This is a genomic window from Bifidobacterium primatium, from assembly GCF_002802875.1.
GTDB classification, from domain to species: domain Bacteria; phylum Actinomycetota; class Actinomycetes; order Actinomycetales; family Bifidobacteriaceae; genus Galliscardovia; species Galliscardovia primatium.
Genome location: NZ_PEBI01000001.1, coordinates 87,830 through 110,859 on the forward strand (window position 1 = coordinate 87,830; position 23,030 = coordinate 110,859).

16 protein-coding genes and 1 pseudogene are annotated in these 23,030 nt (G+C 63.6%); 6 read left to right on the forward strand and 11 right to left on the reverse strand.

Annotated features, from left to right (window positions below; genetic code table 11):
- Positions 1-260 precede the first annotated feature (260 nt).
- Positions 261-1,133 (reverse strand): PHP domain-containing protein, encoded by an 873-nt coding sequence (locus CS006_RS00370; protein ID WP_100509836.1) that lies wholly within the window; start codon positions 1,131-1,133, stop codon positions 261-263.
- Between the two features lie 83 nt (positions 1,134-1,216).
- Between CS006_RS00370 and CS006_RS00375 the strand changes: the two genes are divergently transcribed.
- Positions 1,217-1,867: a vitamin K epoxide reductase family protein gene (locus tag CS006_RS00375; protein ID WP_100509837.1), complete on the forward strand. Its 651-nt coding sequence runs from the start codon at positions 1,217-1,219 to the stop codon at positions 1,865-1,867.
- 77 nt (positions 1,868-1,944) lie between these two features.
- Here CS006_RS00375 and dapF read toward each other — a convergent pair whose 3' ends face one another.
- Positions 1,945-2,865 carry a diaminopimelate epimerase gene (dapF, locus tag CS006_RS00380; RefSeq protein WP_100509838.1) on the reverse strand — a complete coding sequence of 307 codons (921 nt, stop codon included), beginning with the start codon at positions 2,863-2,865 and terminating at the stop codon, positions 1,945-1,947.
- Positions 2,866-2,962: 97 nt separating this feature from the next.
- Here dapF and murI point away from each other — a divergent pair, with 97 nt between their 5' ends.
- The 3 genes from murI (at position 2,963) to CS006_RS00395 (ending at position 6,259) form a co-directional block, all read left to right on the forward strand.
- Positions 2,963-3,739: a glutamate racemase gene (gene murI / locus CS006_RS00385; protein WP_100509839.1), complete on the forward strand. Its 777-nt coding sequence runs from the start codon at positions 2,963-2,965 to the stop codon at positions 3,737-3,739.
- A gap of 125 nt (positions 3,740-3,864) precedes the next feature.
- A complete protein-coding gene (locus tag CS006_RS00390) occupies positions 3,865-4,707 on the forward strand; it encodes a patatin-like phospholipase family protein (protein WP_243386548.1) in 843 nt (280 codons plus the stop codon).
- A gap of 178 nt (positions 4,708-4,885) precedes the next feature.
- On the forward strand, positions 4,886-6,259 hold the full coding sequence (locus CS006_RS00395) for an FAD-dependent oxidoreductase (RefSeq protein ID WP_100509841.1): 1,374 nt from the start codon (positions 4,886-4,888) through the stop codon (positions 6,257-6,259).
- 439 nt (positions 6,260-6,698) lie between these two features.
- Here CS006_RS00395 and CS006_RS00400 read toward each other — a convergent pair.
- A pseudogene (locus tag CS006_RS00400) lies at positions 6,699-7,886 on the reverse strand (trans-sulfuration enzyme family protein); the annotation flags it as partial.
- A gap of 233 nt (positions 7,887-8,119) precedes the next feature.
- Here CS006_RS00400 and CS006_RS00405 point away from each other — a divergent pair.
- Positions 8,120-8,650: a GNAT family N-acetyltransferase gene (locus CS006_RS00405; protein WP_243386550.1), complete on the forward strand. Its 531-nt coding sequence runs from the start codon at positions 8,120-8,122 to the stop codon at positions 8,648-8,650.
- Positions 8,651-8,724: 74 nt separating this feature from the next.
- On the forward strand, positions 8,725-9,369 hold the full coding sequence (locus CS006_RS00410) for an alpha/beta hydrolase (protein WP_100509843.1): 645 nt from the start codon (positions 8,725-8,727) through the stop codon (positions 9,367-9,369).
- 53 nt (positions 9,370-9,422) lie between these two features.
- Here CS006_RS00410 and proC read toward each other — a convergent pair whose 3' ends face one another.
- From proC to CS006_RS00450, 8 genes are all read right to left on the reverse strand, one after another.
- The gene (gene proC / locus CS006_RS00415) at positions 9,423-10,217 is read right to left on the reverse strand and encodes a pyrroline-5-carboxylate reductase (RefSeq protein ID WP_100509844.1); all 795 of its coding nucleotides are present in this window, start codon (positions 10,215-10,217) and stop codon (positions 9,423-9,425) included.
- Between the two features lie 234 nt (positions 10,218-10,451).
- On the reverse strand, positions 10,452-13,313 hold the full coding sequence (locus CS006_RS00420; protein ID WP_100509845.1) for an ABC transporter ATP-binding protein/permease: 2,862 nt from the start codon (positions 13,311-13,313) through the stop codon (positions 10,452-10,454).
- A 102-nt stretch (positions 13,314-13,415) separates the two neighbouring features.
- On the reverse strand, positions 13,416-14,075 hold the full coding sequence (locus tag CS006_RS00425; RefSeq protein ID WP_163199542.1) for a DedA family protein: 660 nt from the start codon (positions 14,073-14,075) through the stop codon (positions 13,416-13,418).
- A 95-nt stretch (positions 14,076-14,170) separates the two neighbouring features.
- Complete coding sequence (locus CS006_RS00430) at positions 14,171-16,132, reverse strand: GTP-binding protein (protein ID WP_100509847.1); 1,962 nt, start codon at positions 16,130-16,132, stop codon at positions 14,171-14,173.
- A 247-nt stretch (positions 16,133-16,379) separates the two neighbouring features.
- Entirely contained in the window at positions 16,380-17,210 is an 831-nt protein-coding gene (locus CS006_RS00435) for an amidohydrolase family protein (RefSeq protein ID WP_100509848.1), read from the reverse strand.
- Positions 17,211-17,545: 335 nt separating this feature from the next.
- Complete coding sequence (gene ileS / locus CS006_RS00440) at positions 17,546-20,857, reverse strand: mupirocin-resistant isoleucine--tRNA ligase (RefSeq protein WP_100509849.1); 3,312 nt, start codon at positions 20,855-20,857, stop codon at positions 17,546-17,548.
- A gap of 417 nt (positions 20,858-21,274) precedes the next feature.
- Positions 21,275-22,441: an ATP-binding protein gene (locus tag CS006_RS00445; RefSeq protein ID WP_100509850.1), complete on the reverse strand. Its 1,167-nt coding sequence runs from the start codon at positions 22,439-22,441 to the stop codon at positions 21,275-21,277.
- Between the two features lie 260 nt (positions 22,442-22,701).
- The gene (locus CS006_RS00450; RefSeq protein ID WP_100509851.1) at positions 22,702-22,971 is read right to left on the reverse strand and encodes a DUF3841 domain-containing protein; all 270 of its coding nucleotides are present in this window, start codon (positions 22,969-22,971) and stop codon (positions 22,702-22,704) included.
- Positions 22,972-23,030: the final 59 nt, after the last annotated feature.

Below are 23,030 nucleotides of genomic sequence, written 5' to 3' on the forward strand. Positions count from 1 at the left end.
GTTGGTTTCGGTGCTCTGAACTAGCACCTCCACCAACAGCATGCACGTGCGCGGCCTTCGCGGCCGCTCCCATCGCCTACGGAGAGTCCACCGGACTCTCCGCTTAACGGCTCAGCCTGTTGGTTTCGGTGCTCTGAACTAGCACCTCCACCAACAGCATGCACGTGCGCGGCCTTCGCGGCCGCTCCCATCGCCCACGGAGGCGGAAAATACAGAGGCGGAGACCATATCGGTCTCCGCCTCGTTGCTATGCGGTATCACTACCGCAGAATGTCGATCGCGCCGCGCTCGGCGATCTTCTCGACGGTGGCGTCGTCGGTGACGTTCTCCCCCATCACGTTCGGCTTGCCGTCGCCATGCCAGTCGGAACCACCCGTGGCCAGCAGATGCAAATCGGCGGCCAGATGCAGCAGACGCTCCCGCTGTTCGGGGGAATTGTCGCGGTGGAAGACCTCGAGACCGTCCAGGCCGGCCTCGGCGAGACTCGCTATATGCTCATCGGTGAGAATGTGCCTGTTGCGCGCGGTGGCGGCGGGATGGGCGATGATGGCCACACCGCCCGCATGCTTGACGGCCCTCACCACGGTTTCGGCGGACGGCGAGACTATCGGCACATAATACGGGCCGTTCTTGTTGATGGTGCCGGCGAACGCCGCCGAACGATTGGGGAAGAACCCCAGGGCCACCATGGCGTCGGCGATGTGCGGGCGGCCGATCGTCGTGCGCTCCCCCTCCTTCACCTGACTGACGACGTCGTCCCAGGTGATGGGGAAATCGGCGGAGAGATTCTCCACCATCTTCTTCATGCGTCGGACGCGATTGACACGCGTGGTCTCGAACAGTTCGCGCAATACGTCATCGTCGGGCGAATACAGCAGACCGAGCATATGCACGCAGATGCCATCGACGTCGGCGGTGATCTCCGTGCCCCTGACCAGCGGCACGCCATATTCACGGCTCGCCCACTCGGCCTCCGCCCATCCCTCCCACGTATCGTGGTCGGTGATGCCCACGCCATGCAATCCACGCCTGCGCGCCTCGAGAATCAGGCCCTCCGGGGTCTCCGTACCATCGGAATACGCGCTGTGGCAGTGCAGGTCCCATCCGGCAGTCAGTTCATTTCGTGCAGTCATATCACTATCGTAAGCTGATTTGCGCAATGAATCATGCCGATACCGGCAAATTATAATGAGCCATGTTTTGAGGGGGATGCAAAATGGACAACGCCGATTATCAGGGAACGCCCCAGGGATGGCGTCACGGCGCCGCATGGACGTATGCGGTCATGCTGCTGACATCCATCGTCGCGTTGGGAGTGTCGTTCGTGTTGTCGGCGGAGACGCTGCAGCTGGCGCGTAATCCGGAAAGCAAGCTCGACTGCGATGTGAACGCCGTGGTCTCCTGTTCCACGGTGGCGCAGAGCTGGCAGGCGGAGATCATCCATTTCGGCAACCTGAGCTATCCGAACGCGTTCTTCGGCATCGCCGCCGAAGCGGTGTTCGTCACCGTGGCCGTTCTCGGCCTGGCCCGGGTGGCCGTGCCGCGGTGGTTCGCCGCTTGCACGTGGCTGGGCGGGCTCGCCGCCCTGGCCTACGCCTACTGGCTGTTCACGCAGTCGGTGTTCGTCATCCATGCACTGTGCCCGTGGTGCCTGGTGCTGATGTTCTCCACGACCGTGCAGTTCATGGCGTTGTCACATGCAAGCATCCAGGTGCAGGACCTGCCCCGGCTCGATGGCCGGTTCGGCGGCCTTCGCCGAGGATTGGACACGTATTATCGTCTGAACGCCGACCTGATGATCGACGTCGTGTGGATCCTCGTCCTCGTCACCATCATCATGCTCAATGAAGGAGCCTCTCTGCTCTGACGACCGATCGCAGTCCGGATACGTTGATGTGGCCGTTCCCCGTCATGGGGAACGGCCACATCGTGTTTTCGAGAGGCCTACAGCAGCTCCACCCTGCCGACGATGGCGGCGTCGCCGGTGAGCTCCACATGCTTGTCGTCCACATGCACCATGAGCGTACCTCCGCGCACGGTGATGGCCCAGTCGTCGATGCCGGTCAGCTTGCGCAGCGTGACCGCGGTGGCGCACAGGCCGGTGCCGCAGGAGAGCGTCTCGCCGCAGCCGCGTTCGTTCACGCGCATGAACGCCACGCCACGGTTCTCCTCGCGGTCGATGGCGTCCACGCGCACGAACTCGGCGTTCTGGTCGGATTCCAGCACGGGGGCGACGACCGGCTTGGTCACGAGGTCAAGGTCCGCGACGGCGGGCAACGTGGCGTCGTCGGCCAGTCCGTCGCCGCTGCGGTCCTCCACGACGGCGACCACATGCGGGTTGCCCATGTCGACGAACGTGCCGCGGGCCGAGCCTTCGGTGCCGGGAATCGTCACCTCGAACGTCTTCGTCTCGTCGGACTTCCATGCGCCCATGTCGATGCGGAACACGTTGCGTCCCAGCCCTTCGACCTCGCCCAGCGAGGTGAGTGTCTTCACGCCGGCGCGCGTGCCCAGTCGGAACGGCTCGCCGCCCGGTCCGGCCGCATAGCCCATCATCTGTGCGAACAGCGCGGTCACTCGCGTGCCGTTGCCGCACATCTCGGCCAGTGAGCCGTCGGCGTTGCGGTAGTCCATGAACCATTCGACGCCCTCGTTCTCGAAGAAGGCGACCTGGTCGGCATCGAGGTCCGAGACGTGCCGCGGATGCGTCAGACGCAGCAGACCGTCGCCGCCGATGCCGAAGTGACGGTCGTCGAGGAACCGGATCTCATCCCCGGTCGGCTCGTATTCTCCGTCCGGGTCGGCATACACCACGAAGTCGTTGCCGGTGCCATGCCCTTTGTAAACAGTCTGGGGAATGCTCATGAAACCCAAGACTATGGCAGCGAAACGACTAATCTTGTAGAGGATTGTCTCGCTGCCCCGCAGCTCTGCCCGCAAAAACCCAGCAAAGGAGAACGTTATGTCGTCGAACGCACCCATCGGAGTGTTTGATTCCGGTCTTGGCGGCCTGTCGGTGGCCAGGCAGCTGCGCCACGACATGCCGAACGAATCGGTGCTGTACTTCGGCGACAGCGCGCACGCACCGTATGGTCTGCGCACCCCGGAGGAGATTCGCGGATTCTGCTTCGACATATGCGACCGGTTCGTCGAACAGGGGGTCAAGGCCATCGTGGTCGCATGCAACACGGCCACGTCGGCGGCGGTCAACGATCTTCGCGAACGCTACGACATCCCGATCATCGGCATGGAGCCGGCGCTGAAGGTGGCGTGCGACCGCGGTCGCGGCGTGCGCCAGCACGTCATCGTGGCCGCCACGCCATTGACGCTCAAGGAACGCAAGTTCGCGAAGCTGCTGCATCGGTTCGATTCCGAGCACGACATCCGCAAGCAGCCCTGCCCGCAGCTGGTCCGCATCGTCGAGTCCGGGCATTTGGGCGACCATGACCTCGTGATGGACACGCTGCATGGGTATTTCGACCAGTACGACCTCGATTCCATCGACAGCGTAGTGCTCGGCTGCACGCATTTCGTGTTCTACCGCGACTACTTCCGCGAACTGCTGCCCGAACACACCGCCATCATCGACGGCAACGAGGGCACGGTCAACCATCTCGGCGTGATTCTCGAATCGTTGGGTAAGCTGGCCGACGAGAACCATGCGGGTTCGGTAAGCATCGCCAATTCCGACACCTCCGAACGGATTGTCGAACTTTCGCACGACCTGCTCGGCGAATAGCGAAAACGTCTCCCGACGTCGCCGGATGCGAGAATAATCCTCATATCAGGCGTATACCGGCCCCGTATACGACGACTCGTCACGGGGCCGAACCATGGAATCGCCACGAACGGAGGATGGACGTTATGAAGACCGGAATCATCGATGTCGGGGGCGGATTCCGCGCGATCTACGGCGCCGGCGTGGTCGATCGTCTGCTTGAGGACGACGTGCGCATCGACTATGCAATCGGCGTTTCGGCGGGCAGCGCGAACCTGACGTGCCTGCTGTCGAGGCAGAAGAACCGCACGTACCGTTTCTACACGGGCTACGCATTCCGCCGCGAATACGCGAGCACCTACAATTTCGTGCACGACCGCAATTTCGTGGATCTCGATTACGTGTACGGCACACTGTCGAACCACGACGGCGAGGACCCGCTCGACTACGAGGCCGTGAAGAACAGCCCGACGGAATACTATGTGGTGGCGGCCGAGGCGGAGACCGGCCTGCCGCACTACTTCCCCAAGTCGCGCATGCATCAGGACGACTACGACATCTGCAAGGCGTCGAGCGCCGTGCCATTGGCCTGTGAGCCGTATGTGGTAGACGGCGTGCCGTATTTCGACGGCGGCATCGCCGATCCGGTGCCTGTGCAGAAGGCGTTCGACGACGGCTGCGACAAGGTGGTGGTCGTGCTGACCCGGCCGAAGGACGTGCTGCGTGAGCAGAAGCACGACAAACGCCCCGCGGCGATCCTGCGGCATTCATATCCCGAATCGGCTCAGCGGTTGCTGGACCGCTACAAAACGTACAACGACGAGGTGGCACTGGCCAAACGGTACGAGGCCGAAGGCCGGGTGCTGATCCTCGCGCCCACCGACCTGTACGGGCTGTCCACGCTGCACAAGTCCTACGAGGGACTGAACCTCATGTACCGACGCGGCTATGCGGACGCCAGGGCCGTGGCCGATTTCCTCGCCGATTAGGCCGTTTTCGCGAGTGCGGCGCCGGCGGGAGACATTCCGCGCCGACGCCGCCGTCCCCCTCCCATCGCCCCTGTAATCGTTTTGTTATCTTTCGGCGAATGTGTTGCCGGGATTTGCCGCGGCAATCCCCTATAGTTGGGTTTTGGATATTCACACGACAAAACATGGGAGTTTTGCTATGACCACCGTAGCCATCGTCGGTTGCACCCACGCGGGAACGTTCGCCGCGCAGTCCATTCTTCAGGCTCATCCGGATTGGGATGTGCACGTCTATGAACGCAACGACACGCTGTCGTTCCTCTCCTGCGGCATCGCCCTGTGGGTCGGCGACCATGTCTCCGACCCGAAGAAGATGTTCTACTCCTCCCCCGAGGCACTGGCCTCGCTGGGTGCGAAGATGCATATGGAGCATGACGTGCTCAGCGTGGACGTCAAGGGCGGCTCGCTCGTGGCCAAGGACCTCAAGACCGGCGAGGAGAGCACGCTCGCGTTCGACAAGCTCGTGGTGACGACCGGCTCCAAGCCGGTGACGCCGCCGATTCCCGGACTGGCCGAGGGTCTTGACGACGGCCGTGTGAAGCTGTGCAAGAACTGGGGCCACGGCCTGGCCATCAAGGAGATGGCGAAGAGCGCGAAGAAGGTGGCCGTGATCGGCGCCGGCTACATCGGCGCGGAGCTGGCCGAGCAGTTCAGCGAGATCGGCGTGGATTCCGTGCTCATCGACGGCCTCGACCGCGCGCTGGCGAAGAACTTCGACAAGCCGATCTCCGACGTGGTCGAGCAGGCGTTCACCGACCATGGCGTGACGCTGGCGCTGGACCAGATGGTCACCGAGTTTCGTCTCAACGATTCCGGCACCGTGACCGTGGTGACGACCGAGGGCGAGTACGAGGTGGATTGCGCGATCATGGGCGCGGGCTTCCTGCCGCGCACCGACCTGTTCGCCGGCCAGCTCGACATGCTGAAGAACGGCGCCATCACCACCGACGAGTACATGCGCGCCACGATCAGCGGCGAGAGCGAGCCGTCGCAGAACGTGTTCGCCGCAGGAGACTCGGCCACCGTGTTCTACAACCCGACCGGCACGTACGACTACATCCCGCTGGCCACGAACGCGGTGCGCCAGGCGCTGCTCGTGGGCGCGAACATCGTGGAGCCGACGCAGAAGTACATGGGCACGCAGGCCACCAGCGCCGTGCAGCTGTACGACCTGTCGCTGGCCGCCACCGGTCTGACGCAGGGCGGCGCCGAGGCACGCGGCGTGAACGTGAGGTCCACGACGCTGACGCAGGACTTCCGTCCGGCGTTCATGCTCACCACCACTCCGGTGACGGCCACGCTCACCTGGGATCCGGAGACCCGCAAGATCAAGGGCGCGCAGTTCCTGTCGAAGCAGCCGGATGTGGCACAGGCGGCGAATGCGGTGTCCATCGCCATCCAGGCCGGCTTCACCATCGACCAGCTGGCGAACGTGGACCTGCTGTTCCAGCCGAACTTCAGCCAGCCCGTCAACTACCTCGCCGCCGTGGCCATGCAGGCCGTGGCGTCGTGAGACAGTCCGGTGGGCTGTCGAGCAGCCACGGGCGCAGCGGTTCCGCCAAGGAACCGCGAAGCCAATAAAGCGCGGGCCACAGCCCGTCTTCAATTGCAAACCGTGGCGTCGTGAGACAGTCCAGTGGACTGTCGAGCAGCCACGGGCGAAACGGTTCCGCCAAGGAACCGCGAAGCCAGCAAGGCGCGGACACAGCCCGTCTTCAATTGCAGGCCGTATCCGAAGCGTGATACCTGAGTAACAATGAGCCCCCTCTGACGAGGGGGCTCATTGCATTGTGGGCTTCGTTACACCCAAGCACTGTCACGCCTCATGGCGCGCCAGCTCCTTATCAGAGAGCGGTCTTCTCATTCACCGGAGCCTCGTAGCGCTGCGTCTCCTCCAGCTCACCGCCGAACGCCTGCTCGAAGGACTGCGAGTCCACGGCGATGCGGTTGCCGTCGTTATGACCGGAGAACGCGTTCCTTTCGGCGATGTCCAATGCCTGCTTCAGATCCTCGAGCAGGTCGAAGACGTCCTCGATGCCGACGGAGAGACGGATGAGCTCGTCGCTGATGCCGAGCTTGAGACGCTCCTCGCGCGGCACCTCGAAGTGGGTCATGCGCGCGGGGAATTCGGCGAGGCTTTCCACCGCACCGAGGCTCACGGCCAGTCGGAACACATGCAGGTTGTTGAGCACGTCGGCCGGGTTCACGCCTTTCTTCACCTCGAAGGAGAGCACGCCGCCGAAGCCGTTGAGCTCGCGCACCGCCAGATGGTAGTCGGGCGAGTCGGCCAGTCCCGGATAGTGCACGTCGGCGACGACCGGGCTGTTCTTGAGGAAGCGGGCGATGGTCAGCGCGTTCTCCTGTTGGCGGTCCATACGCAGGGCGAGCGTCTGGATGCCGCGACGCACGGCGTCGCATTCGGCGGGGGCGAGCACGCCGCCGAGACGGTTGAGCGTGAAGTAGAGCCGCTCGGCGATGTCCTTCTCGCGGGCGACGGCGAGGCCGGCGTTCACGTCGGAGTGTCCGGCGAGGTACTTGGTGGCGGAATGCAGCACGATGTCGACGCCGACGTCGAGCGGCCGCTGCAGATACGGGGTGAGGAACGTGTTGTCGACGATGGCGATGGCGTTGTGCTCGTGGGCGATGTCGGCGAGCGCCGCGGTGTCGTTGACCTTGAGCAGCGGGTTGGTGAGGGTTTCGAAGTAGATGGCCTCGACGTGCTCGCCCTCGTCCTCGACGGCCTTGAAGACCTTTTCGACGAGTTTGAGGTCGGTGGTGTCGATGGGGTGGAAGATGAGGCCCCAGCGGTTGAAGTGTTCGTTGATGAGCGAGTAGGTGCCGCCGTAGATGTTGTCGCTGACGATGATGTGGTCGCCGGGCTTGAAAATGGCGAGGGCGGCGTGGATGGCGGCGAGTCCGGAGGCGAAGGCGAAGCCCTGACAGCCGTGTTCGAGCTGGGCGATCTGCCGTTCGAGGAATTCGCGCGTGGGGTTGCCGGATCGCGCGTAGTCCCAGCGCGGGGTGTCCTCCACGGATTTGAACGTGTAGGTGGAGGAGTTGTAGATGGGCGGGTTCACCGCGCCAGTATTGTTGTCGTTCACCGGTACGCCGTGTACGAGCTGCGTCTTCAACCGTGCCATCGTCTTCCCCTTCTGTCGTTCGTGTGCGGGTGCAAAAAAGTCCGTTGGTTCCAGCTAACCGCGGGCGACCGGCGTATTCAAGCGCGGCAGCATAGGTAAAATCTATATGGCGTGCGACCGGCGACGTCGTTGCAACGATTGATAGCCGGTTATAGATTTTGCTGACGGGTGTTCGTTCCGTCGGGTTGGGAGGAATGGCAACGATGGATGATCGACAGGCGACGGACCGAATCATGACGACGGACGATGCGTCGTCCGACCATATGATGGTTCGCCATGCGATGTTGGATGACCTTGATGCGATCGCCGCCGTGGAGGCGGCGTGCTTCCCGCCGGCCGAGGCCGCATCGCGCGAGGATTTCCGTCGTCGCCTGAAGGCGTATCCGAATCATTTCTGGCTGATGTTCGCCGACGACGACAACGGCAACGATGGCTCGTTGATCAGCTTCGTCAACGGCATGACGACGGACGAACGCGACCTTGCCGACGAGATGTATGAGGATGCGTCGATGCATGACGAGAACGGTGCCTGGCAGATGGTCTTCGGTGTGAACACGATGCCGGAGTATCGCCGGCACGGGTACGCCTCCGCGGTACTGCGCCAAGTGATTGCCGATGCGCGCGAGCAGGGTCGCGCCGGAGTGGTGCTGACGTGCAAGACGGAGAAGATTCCGTTCTATGCACGGCTCGGCTTCGTGGACGAAGGTGTATCCGATTCCACGCATGGCGGCGTGGTCTGGCATCAGATGCGCATCACGTTCTGAAAGTCATATTATAAAGGTCGCGTTCCCGGCATCACTTTTGGAAATCGCTTTTCGAAGACAAGGAAGGAATCATCATGGAGATCACGAAGGCGCTGACGAAGCTGAACGGCAATCCCCGCCGGCCGGTGTTCGTGCTGCTGCACGGCTGGGGTTCGAACGAATATGATCTGCCGGACCTGCTGCGCTTCTGCGCGCCGGACGCGGACTACGCGTCGCTACGTGCGCCGATCGACTACGGCATGGGCTACACGTGGTTCGGCACCTGGGACCATGAGGGCGTACCGGTCGGCGCATCGCTGGACGAGCAGGCGCTTGAGGCTGCCGAGGCGGTGGACCGCTGGGTTAAGGCGAACATTCCCGCCGACCGCGACGTGGTGACGATGGGCTTCTCGCAGGGAGGGCTGCTGGCCGGGCATCTGCTGCGTGTGAACCCTGAACGCTACCGGGCGGCGGTGTGCTTCTCGGGCTGGCTGGCGCCGGGCGCCGTGGCCGGCGACGAGAAGCTGAAGGAGACCACTCCCCCGGTGTTCTATGGCCATGGCGCCGCCGACACCATCTTCCCGAAGGAGGAGGTGGCGGCGATGGCCGCGTTCTGGAAGGAGCATGGCACGCTGACCGAGAAGGCGTATCCGGGCATGGCGCACAGCATCAACATGCCCGAGATGCGTGACGTGGCCGCGTTCCTGCAGGGCATCGGCGCCGCCGGCCCGATGTTCTAGGGTTCCGGGACATCAGCCCGGAGCCCTGCCCCTCAGCCCAGCGTCCTGCAGCTCTACAGTTCGCGGGAACGCCGGGCTGCGGCGGAGACGGCCTTCATCACGGTGCCGCGGAAGCCGGCCTCCTCGAGCACGGCGTATCCGGCGATGGTGGTGCCGGCCGGTGAGGTGACCATGTCCTTGGCTGCGGCGGGCGTCATGTTCTTGTCGAGGATGAGCTTGGCCTCGCCCAGGCATGTCTGTGCGGCCAGACGGTAGGCGGTGGCACGCGGCAGTCCCTCCTTGAGTCCGCCGTCGGCAAGCGCCTCGATGAACATGGCCACGAAGGCGGGGGCGCTGCCGGAAAGGCCGGTGACGGCGTCGAGCAGATGCTCGGGCACGAATTCGACGATGCCAAGCGATTCGAACAGCGTCTTGGCGAAGGCCTTCTCGTCGTCGGTGAAGTCGCTGTCGGAGTCGAGCGCGAACGCGCCGGCGCCGACGAGGGCCGGGGTGTTGGGCATGAGCCGCATGACGCGCGGGGTGCCGTCGACGGTCTCGCGCACGCGGTCGGCGGTCACGCCGGCCATGATGGACAGCACGGCCTTGCCGTCGAACGAGCCGGCCTTTGCGGCCATGGCGGCGAACATCTGCGGTTTGACGGCGAGCAGCACCATGTCGCTGGCGGCGACCACGTCCTTCTCGCTGGCGGCCGTGTTGAGCCCCAGTTCCTTCGCGTACGCGTTCTTGTCGGCGTTGGGGTCGTAGATGGTCACGTCCCCCGGCGCGACGACGCCGTGTTCGATGGCGCCGCCGATGATCGCGCCGCCCATGTTGCCGAATCCGATTACGCCGATGTGCTTTCCTGCCATCCTATGGTCCTTTCCTTGTGCGTCGGGCGGACGCGACGGCGATACCCGACCGTGTCATCCGACGGCGGCATCCATATGATGCCCGCCTTCCGATGTTCGTCATCATCGTCCGTCATCATCCGCCCTGACTAGAACGCAGTCTAGTTTTGCAATATATCGTGCATGCAACGCCGATGAAAACCGACGTTACCGACGTGACATCGCCACATACACGCCATCATCATGCATACGTCGTCATTCCGTACGCAATGCGGTGGCCGGGTCCTGCCTCGCCGCCTTCTTCGACGGGATGAGACCGCCGATGAGCGTCAATACGACGCTGAGCACCACGAGGATGACGCCGCCGCCCACGGGCAGTACGGCGTTGACGTCGTTGTTGCCGATGAGATGATGCAGCAGCTGGTTGCCGGGGATGAGCAGCAGCAGGGTGACGCCGATGCCGATGAGTCCGGCCAGCAGGCCGATGATGCCGGTCTCGGCGTTGAACACCTGGGAGATGTTGCGTTTCGAGGCGCCCATGGCGCGTAGGATGCCGATCTCCTTGGTGCGTTCGAGCACGGAGATGTACGTGATGATGCCGATCATGATGGACGACACGATGAGCGAGACGCTGACGAACGCCATCAGCACGTAGGAGATGACGTTGATGATCGTGGTCACGGAATTCATCATCAGGCCGACGTAGTCGTTGTAGACGATCTTGTCGGCCTTCTTGACGCCGTCGTTGTAGTGGCTGATGGCATCGCCGACGGCGTTCTTGTCGTCGAAGCTGTCGGTGTAGATGCTGATGGCGGTCGGCGCGTCGCGACCGACGACGCCGAACGCGGCGAGGTTGTCGTCGTAGTTGCCGCTGGAGACGTACTGGTCGTAGATCTTCACGAGCGTGGAAGTGGGCGCGGCGGCGATGTACGCGTCGAACTGATCGGCGAGCTGCTGTTCGCTCATCGTGCCCATGGCGGCGGACGCACCGGCGGCACCGGACGCGCCGGCAGTCCCGTATGCGGACGCGCCATTCGCGGAAGCCGCCGACCCGGCGGAGGCTCCGCTCGCCGAATCGCCGAGCATGGACCGTGCCATGGTCGCCTTGTCGCTGACGCCGAGGCCGGCGACGTAGGTCTTCGCGTCGGCGGCCTTCGCGTTATCGTCGGCGGGCGAGAACGCGAGGTCGTTGAGCACGTTCCTCTTCGGCGAGGCCTTCTGCGCCTTGACGATGGCGCTGTCGTTCGCGTAGTCGATGAGGTAGTTCGTCAGGTCGCGCGTGTAGCCGATGCCGGCGGCCAGCGGCGTGGTCTTGGAATCGGCGTGGGGTCGTACGACGCCCACGATCTTCAGTTTCATGGCCTTGTCGGCGAGTTTGGCGACCTCGTCCGCGTCATCGCCGACGTAACGGTACGTGCCGTCGGCGTTCTTCACGTACTGGTCGGCGGCGGGCACGAGACGCAGCGTCTGGTCGAGGGCCTTGTCGTAGTCGATTCTGCCGGTGTCGGTCTTGACGTCCTTGCCGTCGTTGATCTTCGTCATCATGTCGTTGTAGTCGCTGGCCGGCAGCAGGCCGAGCTCGTAGAGCGTGGTGAGCGAGACCTTGTTGTTCTGGTCGAGCACGAGCACCACCTGGTCCCTGGCCTTGGGCCAGGAGCCTTTGACGACCTCGTAGTTGTCGGTGATGACCTTGCTGATGCGCTGGTTGTTTTTGGCGCCGGGCATGATCTCGTTGAACGAGTCGGGGGCGGTGTTCTCGTCGGTCTTGCCGGTGATCATCGACATCTGCGTGCGTTGGATGTCGGCCATGTTCTGCGACGACTGCGCGCCCAGCGACGCCATCTTCGACGACATGGCGGTGTCGCTGGACTTGCCGACGGTCACGCCGTCGGCGTTGACGAGCGTGCCCTTGGGGTCGCGGTCGTAGACGGAGAATTTGACGTCGTACGTGTATTGGATGCCGTTGGCGCCCACGTACTTGTGGATCTCGCTGTTCGGGTCGTCGAGGTATTTCTTGAATTTGCTGAGGTTGTTCTTGGTAATGGAGCTGGTGAGGCTCGTCACCTGTTTGATGCCGGAGTCGTCCGGATAGATGCCGTCGGTCTTCGCGGACGCGCTGCGGCCCTCCTCGGCGTCGGACATCTGCGATTTCATGATGCTCGACATGTCGAACGACTGCGACTGTATCTCTATCGGGTATGACGTCATCGTGTCGCGCTGGATGTTCGTGATGTACGTGTTCACGCCCGTCGAGATGGACAGGATCAGTGCGATGCCGATGATGCCGATGGAGCCGGCGAACGAGGTGAGGATGGTGCGCGCCTTCTTGGTGCCGAGGTTGTTGAAGCTCAGGGCGAGCGACGTGGCGAACGACATGGACGCACGGCCCATGGTCCTGTGAACGGCGGGCTTGGCGGCGGCGTCGGATTCGGGCTCGGGCTCGAACGGGTCGGAGTCGCTGCGGATGGTGCCGTCGCGCAGCTCCACGATGCGGGTGGCGTATTGTTCGGCGAGTTCGGGATTGTGGGTGACCATGACGACGAGGCGGTCGCGGGCCACGTCGCGCAGCAGGTCCATGATCTGCACGGACGTGTCGGAGTCGAGCGCGCCGGTGGGTTCGTCGGCCAGGACGATGCTGGGGTTGTTCACGAGGGCTCGGGCGATGGCCACACGCTGCATCTGGCCGCCGGAAAGCTGGTTGGGGCGCTTGTCCACGTGGTCGCCGAGGCCGACCTGTTCGAGCGCCTTGCGGGCTCGTTCGCGACGTTCGGACTTGGGGATGCCGGATATGGTGAGCGCCAGCTCCACGTTGGACAGGATGCTCTGGTGCGGGATGAGGTTGTAGCTTTGGAAGACGAAGCCGATGGTGTGGTTGCGGTAGGAGTCCCAGTCGCGGTCCTTGTACCGTTTGGTGGAGATGCCGTTGATGACGAGGTCGCCGCTGTCGTAGCGGTCGAGACCGCCGATGATGTTGAGCAGCGTGGTCTTGCCCGAGCCGGAGGGGCCGAGGATGGCCACGAATTCGCTGTCGCGAAGGTTCAGGCTCACGTCGTCGAGCGCCTTTTGGATGAAATCGCCGGTCTTGTATTGTTTGGAGATCGATGTGATCTGCAGCATGCCCCGTCTCCCTTGGTTGTCGATACGTGAGAACCGTATCATACTTCGACGCGGCGGGGAGACGGTTTCGTTTTCCGGATGAACGGGTCGGCGGTGATGCTTCTACTCGGCGTGGGCTGCGGCGCTCGTGCCGCGCGAGGCGAGCCAGGAGCGCACGCCCTTGACGATCAATGGCAGCACGGAGATGAACACGATGATGATGCAGGTGGCGTCGATGTTGTTGGCAATGAGCGAGACGCGGCCGAGCTGGTGGCCGGCGACCGGAACGATGATGCCCCAGGCGAGCGCGCCGACGAGGTTCGCGGAGATGAACCTGCGGTGGCTGTAATGGGTCAGGCCCACGGCGAACGGGACGAACGTGCGCAGGATGGGCACGAAGCGGGCGAGGATGATGGCCTTGTATCCGTAGTGGTCGAAGAACGCGCGGGCTCGGGCGAGACGTTCGGCGTTCCTGCCGGTCGTCCATGAGCGGAGCAGCCGGCTGTTGCCGCCGAATTTGCCGAGCTCGTAGCCCACCTGGTCGCCGACGAACGCGCAGATGCCGACGACGAGGCAGATGACCCACAATGGGGTGGCGGCGAGTGGCGAACCGGGAAGCGCCATGGCCGCGGAGACCATGCCGAGCAGGAAGACCAGCGAGTCGCCGGGCAGGAAGAATCCGATGAGCAGGCCGGATTCGGCGAAGACGATGAGTGCGGAGACGGCCAGGGCCCATGGTCCGGCCGCACCGATGATGAATTCGGGGCTGAGAAACTGTGGCATGACGATCCTTACGAAGAGATGAGGTCGGTCGCCGCGTGCCGCGGCGCCCGTTGTCCTCACCATGCCATCCGGTCTCTCAGAGAGCGCTAAGGGAATTACTCCGTCTGCAGCGGCAGGTGCATGTGCGATTCGACGTCGTTCCATTTGACCGGGTATCCGGCGCCGTGCGCGCAGAACACCGAGTCGGGCGTGTTCTCCAGGTCGGATTCGGGGTCGTAGGCGGCCTCTTCGATGACCTCTTCGGCGTTGTGGCAGGGATGGTAGCCGCCGAACGTGCAGACGATGTGCCCCTGGCCGTGCGTGTAGGCGTTGACGCCCATGGCGTAGTCGCGCATTTCGGAGACGGGCGCGGCGCCTTCGAGCACGGCGTGATCGCCGTCGGTCTGCGGCTGGTCGAAGCTGCCGCTCATGCGCTGGATGTCGGCCATGGCGCGGCCGAGCATGTCCTGCGGCACTTCGAGGCGGAACCGGTACCAGGGTTCGAGCAGCCGGCAGTCGCCGCGTTCCCTGGCGCGCATGAGGCCCTGACGGATGGCGCGGTAGGTGGCCTGGCGGAAGTCGCCGCCTTCGGTGTGCTTGAGGTGGGCGCGGGCTGTCACGAGCGTGAGCCGCATGTCGGTGATGGGCGAGCCGGTGAGCACGCCGAGGTGCTCCTTCTCCTGAAGGTGGGTGAGGATGAGTCGCTGCCAGTTGCGGTCGAGCACGTCCTCACTGCATGTGGTGGCGTAGCTCAGTCCGCTGCCCTCGCCCGTCGGTTCGAGCAGGATGTGCGCCTCGGCGTAGTGGCGCAGCGGTTCGAAGTGGCCGACGCCCTCGATGGGCGCGGCGACGGTCTCCTTGTAGAGGATGGTACCGGGGCCGAATTGCACGTCGAGGCCGAACCTGTCGTGCATCATCTGCTGGATGATCTCCAACTGGACGGCGCCCATGAGCTGCAGGCGGATCTCCTGGAGTCGCTCGTCCCATACGACGTGCAGCAGCGGGTCCTCGTCGTCGAGCTCGCGCAGGGCGAGCAACGCCTTGTGGATGTCGTAGCCGCCGGGCAGCACGGTGTAGGTGAGCACCGGCTCGAGCACCGGCTCGCCGGCATCGGCTTCGAAGCCGAGTCCCTCGCCGGGGAATGTACGGGTCAGACCGGTCGCGGCGCAGATGGTGCCGGCGGGGGCCGAATCGGCGAGCGTGAACTTCGCGCCGGAGTATATGCGCAGCTGGTCGGCCTTCTCGTGCCATGTCCCTTCCGAGGACATGCCGTCGCGTTCGTTCGTCAGCAGCGTTTTGACCGGCAGTTCGCCGCCGGTCACCTTCAGCCAGGTCAGTCGGTTGCCCTGCCTGTCGTGTGCGATGTTGAACACGCGTGCGCCGAATTCGGCCGGGTATTCGGGCCGGCGCGTGTACTTGGCCAGTCCGTCGAGCATACCGTCCACGCCGTCGAGCTTCAATGCCGAACCGAAGTAGCAGGGGAAGAGATGTCGTTCGGCGATCATGGCGCGAAGCCGGTCAGCGGAAATCACGCCGGCCTCGAGATACTCGTCCATGGCGGCCTCGTCGAGCATGGCCACGTCCTCGCGCTCCCCCGGCGCGGGCGCGCCGCCGAAGTCGATGCAGCCGTCGCCGAACCGACGCTGCAATTGGTCGAGCAGTGCGTCATGGTCGGCACCCACGGCGTCCATCTTGTTGACGAACACGAACGTCGGCACACGGTAGCGCTCGAGCAGCCTCCACAGGGTCTCGGTGTATCCCTGCACGCCGTCGCTGCCGCCGACCACGAGTATCGCGTAGTCGAGCACGCGCAGGGTTCGTTCCATCTCGGCGGAGAAGTCCACGTGGCCGGGGGTATCGAGCAGACTGATGCGCACATCATGGTATTCGATGACGGCCTGCTTGGAGAAGATGGTGATGCCGCGTCGTTTCTCCATGTCGTCGGTGTCGAGGAACGCGTCGCCGTGGTCCACGCGTCCCAGCGAACGGATGCCGCCGGAACGGTAGAGCATCGCTTCGGAAAGCGTGGTCTTGCCGGCGTCCACATGCGCCAGAATACCCACAACGACCTGTTTCATACACACCTCGCCCACATGTTCGTATTGCTCACAACAGCATATACGCCTCTCCGCCCGTAAGCCGCACCGAACAATACCGCCGGAGAGGACGAAAACGTGAGTTGTGAGGCTTTGTTTTCCGAATCGGCCGATAATGCCGTCAGCGGTCGTTCCCAAATCGGCGGAATTCCGCCATTTCAAGAAAGCGCTTCTACCGCGTTGACCACCGATTCCTGGGGCGAAGCCTCACAACTCGCATTTGCACTTGTCACAGCCCCAGAATCCTGGCGGCGGTGTCGTGGAGCACCTTGCGTTCCTCCGTCTCGTCGAGGTGCCAGTCCCGGATGTTCCGCACGCCCTGGGCGATGGGGCCCAGCGGGAACGAGGAGCCGAACAGCACCTGGTCGGGGATCATGCGTTCGGCGGCCTGCCTCAGCTCCGGGGCCGCGTTGCCGCGCGTGCCCTCGAAGTCGGCGAGCAGGTAGAGGTTGGTGTTCATGAAGGCGATGGGCACCATTTCGGCCACCCATGGCCAGCCGGCATGCGAGGCGATGAACGTGAGGTTCGGGAATTCGCGCACCACGTGATGGATCTGCCGCGGGATGGTGTTGTCGATGAGGTCGCTGGCGAAGGCGCTGACCGTCGCCATGACGGGCAGGCCAAGCTGCTGCAATCGTTCGTAGATGGGTAGGATACGCTCGTCGTCGAAGCGCACGTCGTTGCCGCCCAGCGGTTCGATGGAGACGCCCTTGGCGCCTCGCTCCACGACATCCCGCTCGATGACGTCCAGCGCCTCGTCGGGCTTCGCCACGTCGAGGAACGGAAAGACGAGGAACCGGTCCGGATCGTTCGCGGCGTAGTCGAACAGTTCGGCGTTGGTCGTGTCGTAGACCTTGCGTCCCGGAAGCACGGCCTTGACGATGTTCGCCTCGTCGAGTTCGCGCTTCAGGGATTCGTAGCTGCGGTCGGTCGCTGCGGCGGTGATGTCGTAGCCGAATCCGGAGAAGAACCGGTGCACCATCGCGTCGGAGAATCCACTGTCGTAATGCCTGCTGAACGGTCGCAGACGGAAATCGATGACGGGCTGCGCTTCGGTCATGCCCCTCCCCTTCCATGAGTCTTATGCGGTCGGGGAAGATTCTAGGCGTTGCTGCTGCGACGGCGCCGCATGCAGCCCGATTGCCGATATATGTATTACTGATGGCCCGTTAGCGGCGGCCGTCATATTGCGACTCCGCCGTATGCGACCGTCGTCAGGCATTGTCGCCGGACACCCGTTCTGCCGGCCGATCATTATCTTCGATATGAGAGAGGGGTCGTGCGATCCGTATGGCGGCGGATTGCACGACCCCTCCTGCGCTTCGACCGGCTTATCGACTCATCGGCCTATCGGCCGGTCTGTCGACTCGTCGGTCATCTGCCTATTCGGACGAATCAGGCCTTGGCAACTTCGATGGCGAGGTCCTTGACGTCGGCGGCGGTGATTTCCACGCCGGCTTCGGCCAGGGTCTCGTGGGCGATGAGGTCCTTGAACTGCTCGGCCTTCGCCGCGTCGGCGGCGGGGACGGTCAGCTTCAGGCTGATGCGGTCGGCGATGTCGAGGCCGGCGTCCTTGCGGGCGTCCTGCACGGCGCGGATGACGTCGCGTGCATAGCCTTCCGCCACGAGGTCGTCGTTCAGCTCGGTGTCGAGGATCACGAAGCCGCCGGTCGGCAGGGCCGAGGACACGGAGTTGGCGGCCTCTTCGGCGTTCTCCTCCTCCACGCGGTTAATGAGCTCGTACTCGCCTTCGACGAGCGCGATGTCGCCGTTCGGGGTTTCGGCCACGGGGGCGCCGTCCTCGCCGACGTGCCATGCGCCGGTCTTGGAGGCTTTGATGGCGAACTGGACGTCCTTGCGCAGGCGCTTGCCGGCGACGCGGGCGTTGACGCGCAGCTCGTGCACGATCTTGAGGCCCTGGGAGCCGGCGTCCTCCATGGTGCAGAACTCGATGTCCTTGACGTTGAGCTCGGACTTGAGGATGTCGGTGTAGGGTTCGACGGCGGCAACGTCCTCGGCGACCACGGTGAGCTTGGCGAGCGGCTGGCGCACGCGGATCTGCTGGGCCTTGCGCAGCGAGAGCGTGCCGGAGACGACCTCGCGCACCTTCTCCATGGCGGCGACGAGCTTGTCGTCGGCCACGAGCGTCTTGCCGAGCTCGGTCGGCTCGCCGGTCTTCTCGTCGGCGAGGAACGGCCAGTCGGCCAGATGCACGGATTCGCCGCCGGTCAGGCCGCGCCAGATGGTCTCGGTCTCCATCGGGGCGAGCGGCGCCATCACGCGGCACAGCACCTCGAGGGCGGTGTACAGCGTGTTGAAGGCGTCGGCGTCCTCGTTCCAGAAGCGGTCGCGCGTGTTGCGGATGTACCAGTTGGTGAGCATGTCGATGAAGTCGCTCACCTCGTCGCAGGCGTCGGAGATGGCGAATTCGTCGAGCGACTTCTGCACGTTGGCCACGAGCTTGCGCAGGCGGGCCAGCAGGTAGCGGTCCATCTCGGGCAGCGCGGCCACCTCGTCGGCCCTGAGCAGACGAGCGTCGAAGCCTTCGCCCTTGTTGGCCGCGTTGGCGTAGAGGGTGAAGAAGTAGTAGGAGCTCCACAGCGGCAGCATGACCTGGCGCACGGTGTCGCGGATGCCTTCGGATGTGACGATGAGGTTGCCGCCGCGAAGAATCGGGGACGACATGAGGAACCAGCGCATGGCGTCGGAACCGTACTTGTCGAACACGCCGTTGACGTCCGGGTAGTTGCGCAGGTGCTTCGACATCTTCTGGCCGTCGGAGCCGAGCACGATGCCGTGGCAGATCACGTTCTTGAAGGCCGGACGGTCGAACAGGGCGGTGGCCATGACGTGCAGCAGGTAGAACCAGCCACGGGTCTGGCCGATGTATTCGACGATGTAGTCGGCCGGGAAGTGCTGCTCGAACTTCTCCTTGTTCTCGAACGGGTAGTGGAACTGCGCGAACGACATGGAGCCGGATTCGAACCAGCAGTCGAGCACGTCGGAGATGCGGTGCATCGTGGACTTGCCGGTCGGGTCGTCCGGGTTCGGACGGGTCAGGTTGTCGATCCACGGACGGTGCATGTTCACGTTGCCGTCGCGGTCGCGCGGGTAGTCGCCGAAGTCGGCCTTGAGCTCCTCGAGCGAACCGTAGACGTCGACGCGCGGGTACTTCGGGTCGTCGGAAACCCACACCGGAATCGGCGAACCCCAGAAGCGGTTGCGGGAGATGGACCAGTCGCGGGCGTTGGCGAGCCACTTGCCGAACTGGCCGTCCTTCACGTTGCCCGGAATCCAGTTGATCTCCTGGTTGAGCTCGAGCAGGCGCTTCTTGATCTTGGTGACGGAGACGAACCAGGAGCTCACCGGCTTGTAGATCAGCGGCGTGGCGCAGCGCCAGCAGTGCGGGTAGGAGTGCACGTAGCTCTTCTCCTGCAGCAGGATGGCGCGGTGCTCCTCGGGAATCGAGGCGAGCGGGCCGTCGCCGTTGCGCAGGTTGCGCAGGATCGGCGTGTTGGCGTCGAACACGTACATGCCCTCGTATTCGGGGCACTGCGCGGTGAAGCGGCAGCCGGCGTCGAGCACGTCGGTGCTCTTGACGCCCTTGGCGTTGAGCGTGTTCATATCGTCCTCGCCGTAGGGTGCCTGGTGCACGAGGCCGGTACCCTCGACGGTGTCGACGTAGTCGGCGGTGAAGATGGTGTAGCCCTGCGGTCCGGGCACGTGGCCCTCGGACTCGGCCTCGTCGCCCGCGAAGTACGGGAACACCGGCCAGTAGCGACGGCCTTCCAGCTCGGAGCCCTTGAGCTCGCGCACGATCTCGTAGTTCTCGCCGAGTTCCTTCTCATAGTGCGGCAGCAGGTCCTTGCCGAAGTAGAACTTCTTGCCGGCGTACTTGCCTTCGGTGGGCTTGACCTCGACGTAGTCGATGTCGGCGCCGACGACGATGGCGAAGTTGGTGGGGACGGTCCACGGCGTGGTCGTCCAGAACACGGCGTAGGCGTCCTCGTCGCGCATCTTCACGGCCACGGAGACGGTGGTGTCCTGACGGTCCTGGTACACGTCGGCGTCCATGCGCAGCTCGTGGGCCGAAAGCGGCGTGCGGTCCTTCGGGCAGTACGGCAGCACACGGTAGCCCTGGTAGGCGAGGCCCTTGTCGTACAGCTGCTTGAACGCCCACATCACGGATTCCATGTACGGGATGTTCAGGGTCTTGTAGCCGTGCTCGAAGTCGACCCAGCGGGCCTGACGGTGCACGTAGTCCTGCCATTCGTTCGTGTACTTGAGCACGGAGGCGCGGCAGGCGTCGTTGAACTTGTCGATGCCCATCTTCTCGATCTGGTCGACGGAGTCGATGCCGAGCTCCTTCTGCGCCTCGAGTTCGGCGGGCAGACCGTGGGTGTCCCAGCCGAACACGCGGTTGACCTTGCGGCCCTTCATGGTCTGGTAGCGCGGGATCACGTCCTTGGCGTAGCCGGTGAGCAGGTGGCCGTAGTGGGGCAGGCCGTTGGCAAACGGCGGGCCGTCGAAGAACACGAACTCGTTCTGGCTATGGTCGCCGGAGGGGTTGCGTTCGACGGACTTCTGGAAGGTGTCGTCCTTGTCCCAATAGTCGAGGGTCTTCACCTCGAGGTCGGGGAAACTCGGGTTCGGTGCCACGTGCTCCAGGCTGGAGTCGGCCGCGGCCTTCGGGAACTTGTTGCTCACCGCTATCTCCTCATGCACAGTTTCGTCATTACTACTGTCACGAGGACGAATCGTCCGGCATCGACTCCGCCCACGTCGTATGCAACGCGAGCCTGCGTATGCGATGCGCGGCGAACCGCGGTACCACCTCGCTTGCCGCATCCGTCCCAAACGTCCCGGAACGTCGATGCGACCGCTTGAATTCGGCTGTTTCGGGCCTACCCGCCGGTTCTAGTAAGCCATCGTCGCGTTGCGTTTTCAGTCGTGCTTTCATCGCAACGAACGTCGGCCGTTCTTCCGGAAGCTCCCCGCTGATGACGGATCGATGCTTACCGCGTAACATGATAGCACCGGTCGACGAACGCCCGGCACGCCTTTCCAAGGAATCCCCACGGAATGTGACCCACGCCACGAAATCCGGCGAAATCATCCACGCTCCTATCTGCCATCATGCGCGCTCATACGAATATATGCGGCGTGCTCACGCAGATACCGACGCAGATAGGGTATCGCGAAATCGACCTTTCCATAGCCCACGTCCCGGATCACCTGCGCATCAATCAGACGCGTACGGTAGATATTCGCGTATCCGACATCCTTGCCCATGCGTTCGGCGATCGTGGATGTGGAGGAGGGACCGTCATCCTGGGCCATCGCCAGCAGATAGGTCTTGTCCACCGGAGACAGGCCGTCGAGTTCGGGGCCATGCACGGCGTCGCCGAGACGGCTCAGAGCGTTGGAGACGCCCTCACGTGCGTCATCCTCACTAACCGACATGCCATTTTCCGCCGCCTTACCGTCACGTTGGCGCCGATAGGAGATACGCCAGATGTGGTATCCGACCAGCTGGATCATGAACGGATATCCCTCGGTCGCGTCGACCGCCATACGCAACGCGTCGCCGTCTATGACGATGCCTGACTCCTCGAACGTATCGACGAACGCGTCCCGCACTTCGTCAAGCGGAATATCGCCCAGGCGTTCGGACTGCGCCCGTCGAAGAAACGTCAGGACATCGTCGTTGAGCCATTTCGACACGATGGTCGGCAGGCCGGCGAAAACGAACGCGATGTTCCTTTCCTCGCGGGTGAGATGCTGCACCGCTGTGGCGATGGCGACCATATCCTCGCGGGCCGCCGACTGGGCCTCGTCCACGGTGATCAGCAGGCCGGCCTTCCTGCGTTCCAGAACGTCAAGACGCCGCCCCATGGCCTCACGCAATGTCAATGGCATACGCTGCGAAGACACGCTGGCCTCTCCCAGCGAGAATCCACCAAGACCGGCGACGGATAGGGATGGTTTCACGGACAGGTTCACCGACGGCCTATCCGGAACGAACCGTTCCAGCAGACGTTTGGCAAGACCGTCGGAGGCCGTCTCATCGACCACCCCCCATTTTCGTTCCTTGGCGATGCGACCGAATTCGGTCAGCATCACCGTCTTTCCCACTCCGCGAGCGCCGGTCACGCACATCAGACGGCCGGGCGCCCCGGGGCCGTCGTCCAGCCCTTCCACGAAGTCATCGATGATTCCGTCACGACCGACGAGCAGCGGTGGCATGCGACCGGCGGTGGGCTTGAACGGATTCGCTTTTCTCGGAGACATACCGCCGCCTTTCTCCCATACGTGGAATCGTTGCCCTCGTGGTCGAAACAATCGATGGTCGCAACAAACGAATCGCACGAATATAAAAAGTTATAAAGAATTATAAAAGAATATAAAACATTATAAAAGACTATAAAAGTTCAGGCGGGTATGTTTCGTACGTTCCAGTCCAGCCATGCGGCGGTGCCGGCCAGGTCCCTTTCCGCCCGCCAGACCCGCTTGAGCCATTCGGGGCGGAATTCCCATACCGTGGCCTGGATTCAGTCGTGATATGGCCGGCCGGTCTCGCTGTCGATGCCGGTCTCGACCGGTTCGCGCGCCACCCACGCCCACATCGGCAGTTCCACGCCGTCGGGCCGTGTGATGCCGCGCCGTTCCATCTGCTCGCCCACCCACGCGTACTGCCGCCACGCATAGTCGGCGAAGCTTTCGATTTTCGCGATGGCAGGGTCGCAATGAACGACCTTCCCCTCACGCAATTGTTCGGTGATGATTCGCGGCTGCACCGACAACAGATGAATCAACGACATGTGACGCAACGTCTCCCGTCCCGTATTCCGTGTTACTTGACACCACAGGAAACCGGACA

Bases quoted from the DNA above. Each gene is read 5' to 3' on its own strand.
- CS006_RS00370 (WP_100509836.1), bottom strand. From the start codon at position 1,133: ATGACTGCACGAAATGAACTGACTGCCGGATGGGACCTGCACTGCCAC.
- CS006_RS00375 (WP_100509837.1), top strand. From the start codon at position 1,217: ATGGACAACGCCGATTATCAGGGAACGCCCCAGGGATGGCGTCACGGC.
- dapF (WP_100509838.1), bottom strand. From the start codon at position 2,865: ATGAGCATTCCCCAGACTGTTTACAAAGGGCATGGCACCGGCAACGAC.
- murI (WP_100509839.1), top strand. From the start codon at position 2,963: ATGTCGTCGAACGCACCCATCGGAGTGTTTGATTCCGGTCTTGGCGGC.
- CS006_RS00390 (WP_243386548.1), top strand. From the start codon at position 3,865: ATGAAGACCGGAATCATCGATGTCGGGGGCGGATTCCGCGCGATCTAC.
- CS006_RS00395 (WP_100509841.1), top strand. From the start codon at position 4,886: ATGACCACCGTAGCCATCGTCGGTTGCACCCACGCGGGAACGTTCGCC.
- CS006_RS00405 (WP_243386550.1), top strand. From the start codon at position 8,120: ATGACGACGGACGATGCGTCGTCCGACCATATGATGGTTCGCCATGCG.
- CS006_RS00410 (WP_100509843.1), top strand. From the start codon at position 8,725: ATGGAGATCACGAAGGCGCTGACGAAGCTGAACGGCAATCCCCGCCGG.
- proC (WP_100509844.1), bottom strand. From the start codon at position 10,217: ATGGCAGGAAAGCACATCGGCGTAATCGGATTCGGCAACATGGGCGGC.
- CS006_RS00420 (WP_100509845.1), bottom strand. From the start codon at position 13,313: ATGCTGCAGATCACATCGATCTCCAAACAATACAAGACCGGCGATTTC.
- CS006_RS00425 (WP_163199542.1), bottom strand. From the start codon at position 14,075: ATGCCACAGTTTCTCAGCCCCGAATTCATCATCGGTGCGGCCGGACCA.
- CS006_RS00430 (WP_100509847.1), bottom strand. From the start codon at position 16,132: ATGAAACAGGTCGTTGTGGGTATTCTGGCGCATGTGGACGCCGGCAAG.
- CS006_RS00435 (WP_100509848.1), bottom strand. From the start codon at position 17,210: ATGACCGAAGCGCAGCCCGTCATCGATTTCCGTCTGCGACCGTTCAGC.
- CS006_RS00445 (WP_100509850.1), bottom strand. From the start codon at position 22,441: ATGTCTCCGAGAAAAGCGAATCCGTTCAAGCCCACCGCCGGTCGCATG.
- CS006_RS00450 (WP_100509851.1), bottom strand. From the start codon at position 22,971: ATGTCGTTGATTCATCTGTTGTCGGTGCAGCCGCGAATCATCACCGAA.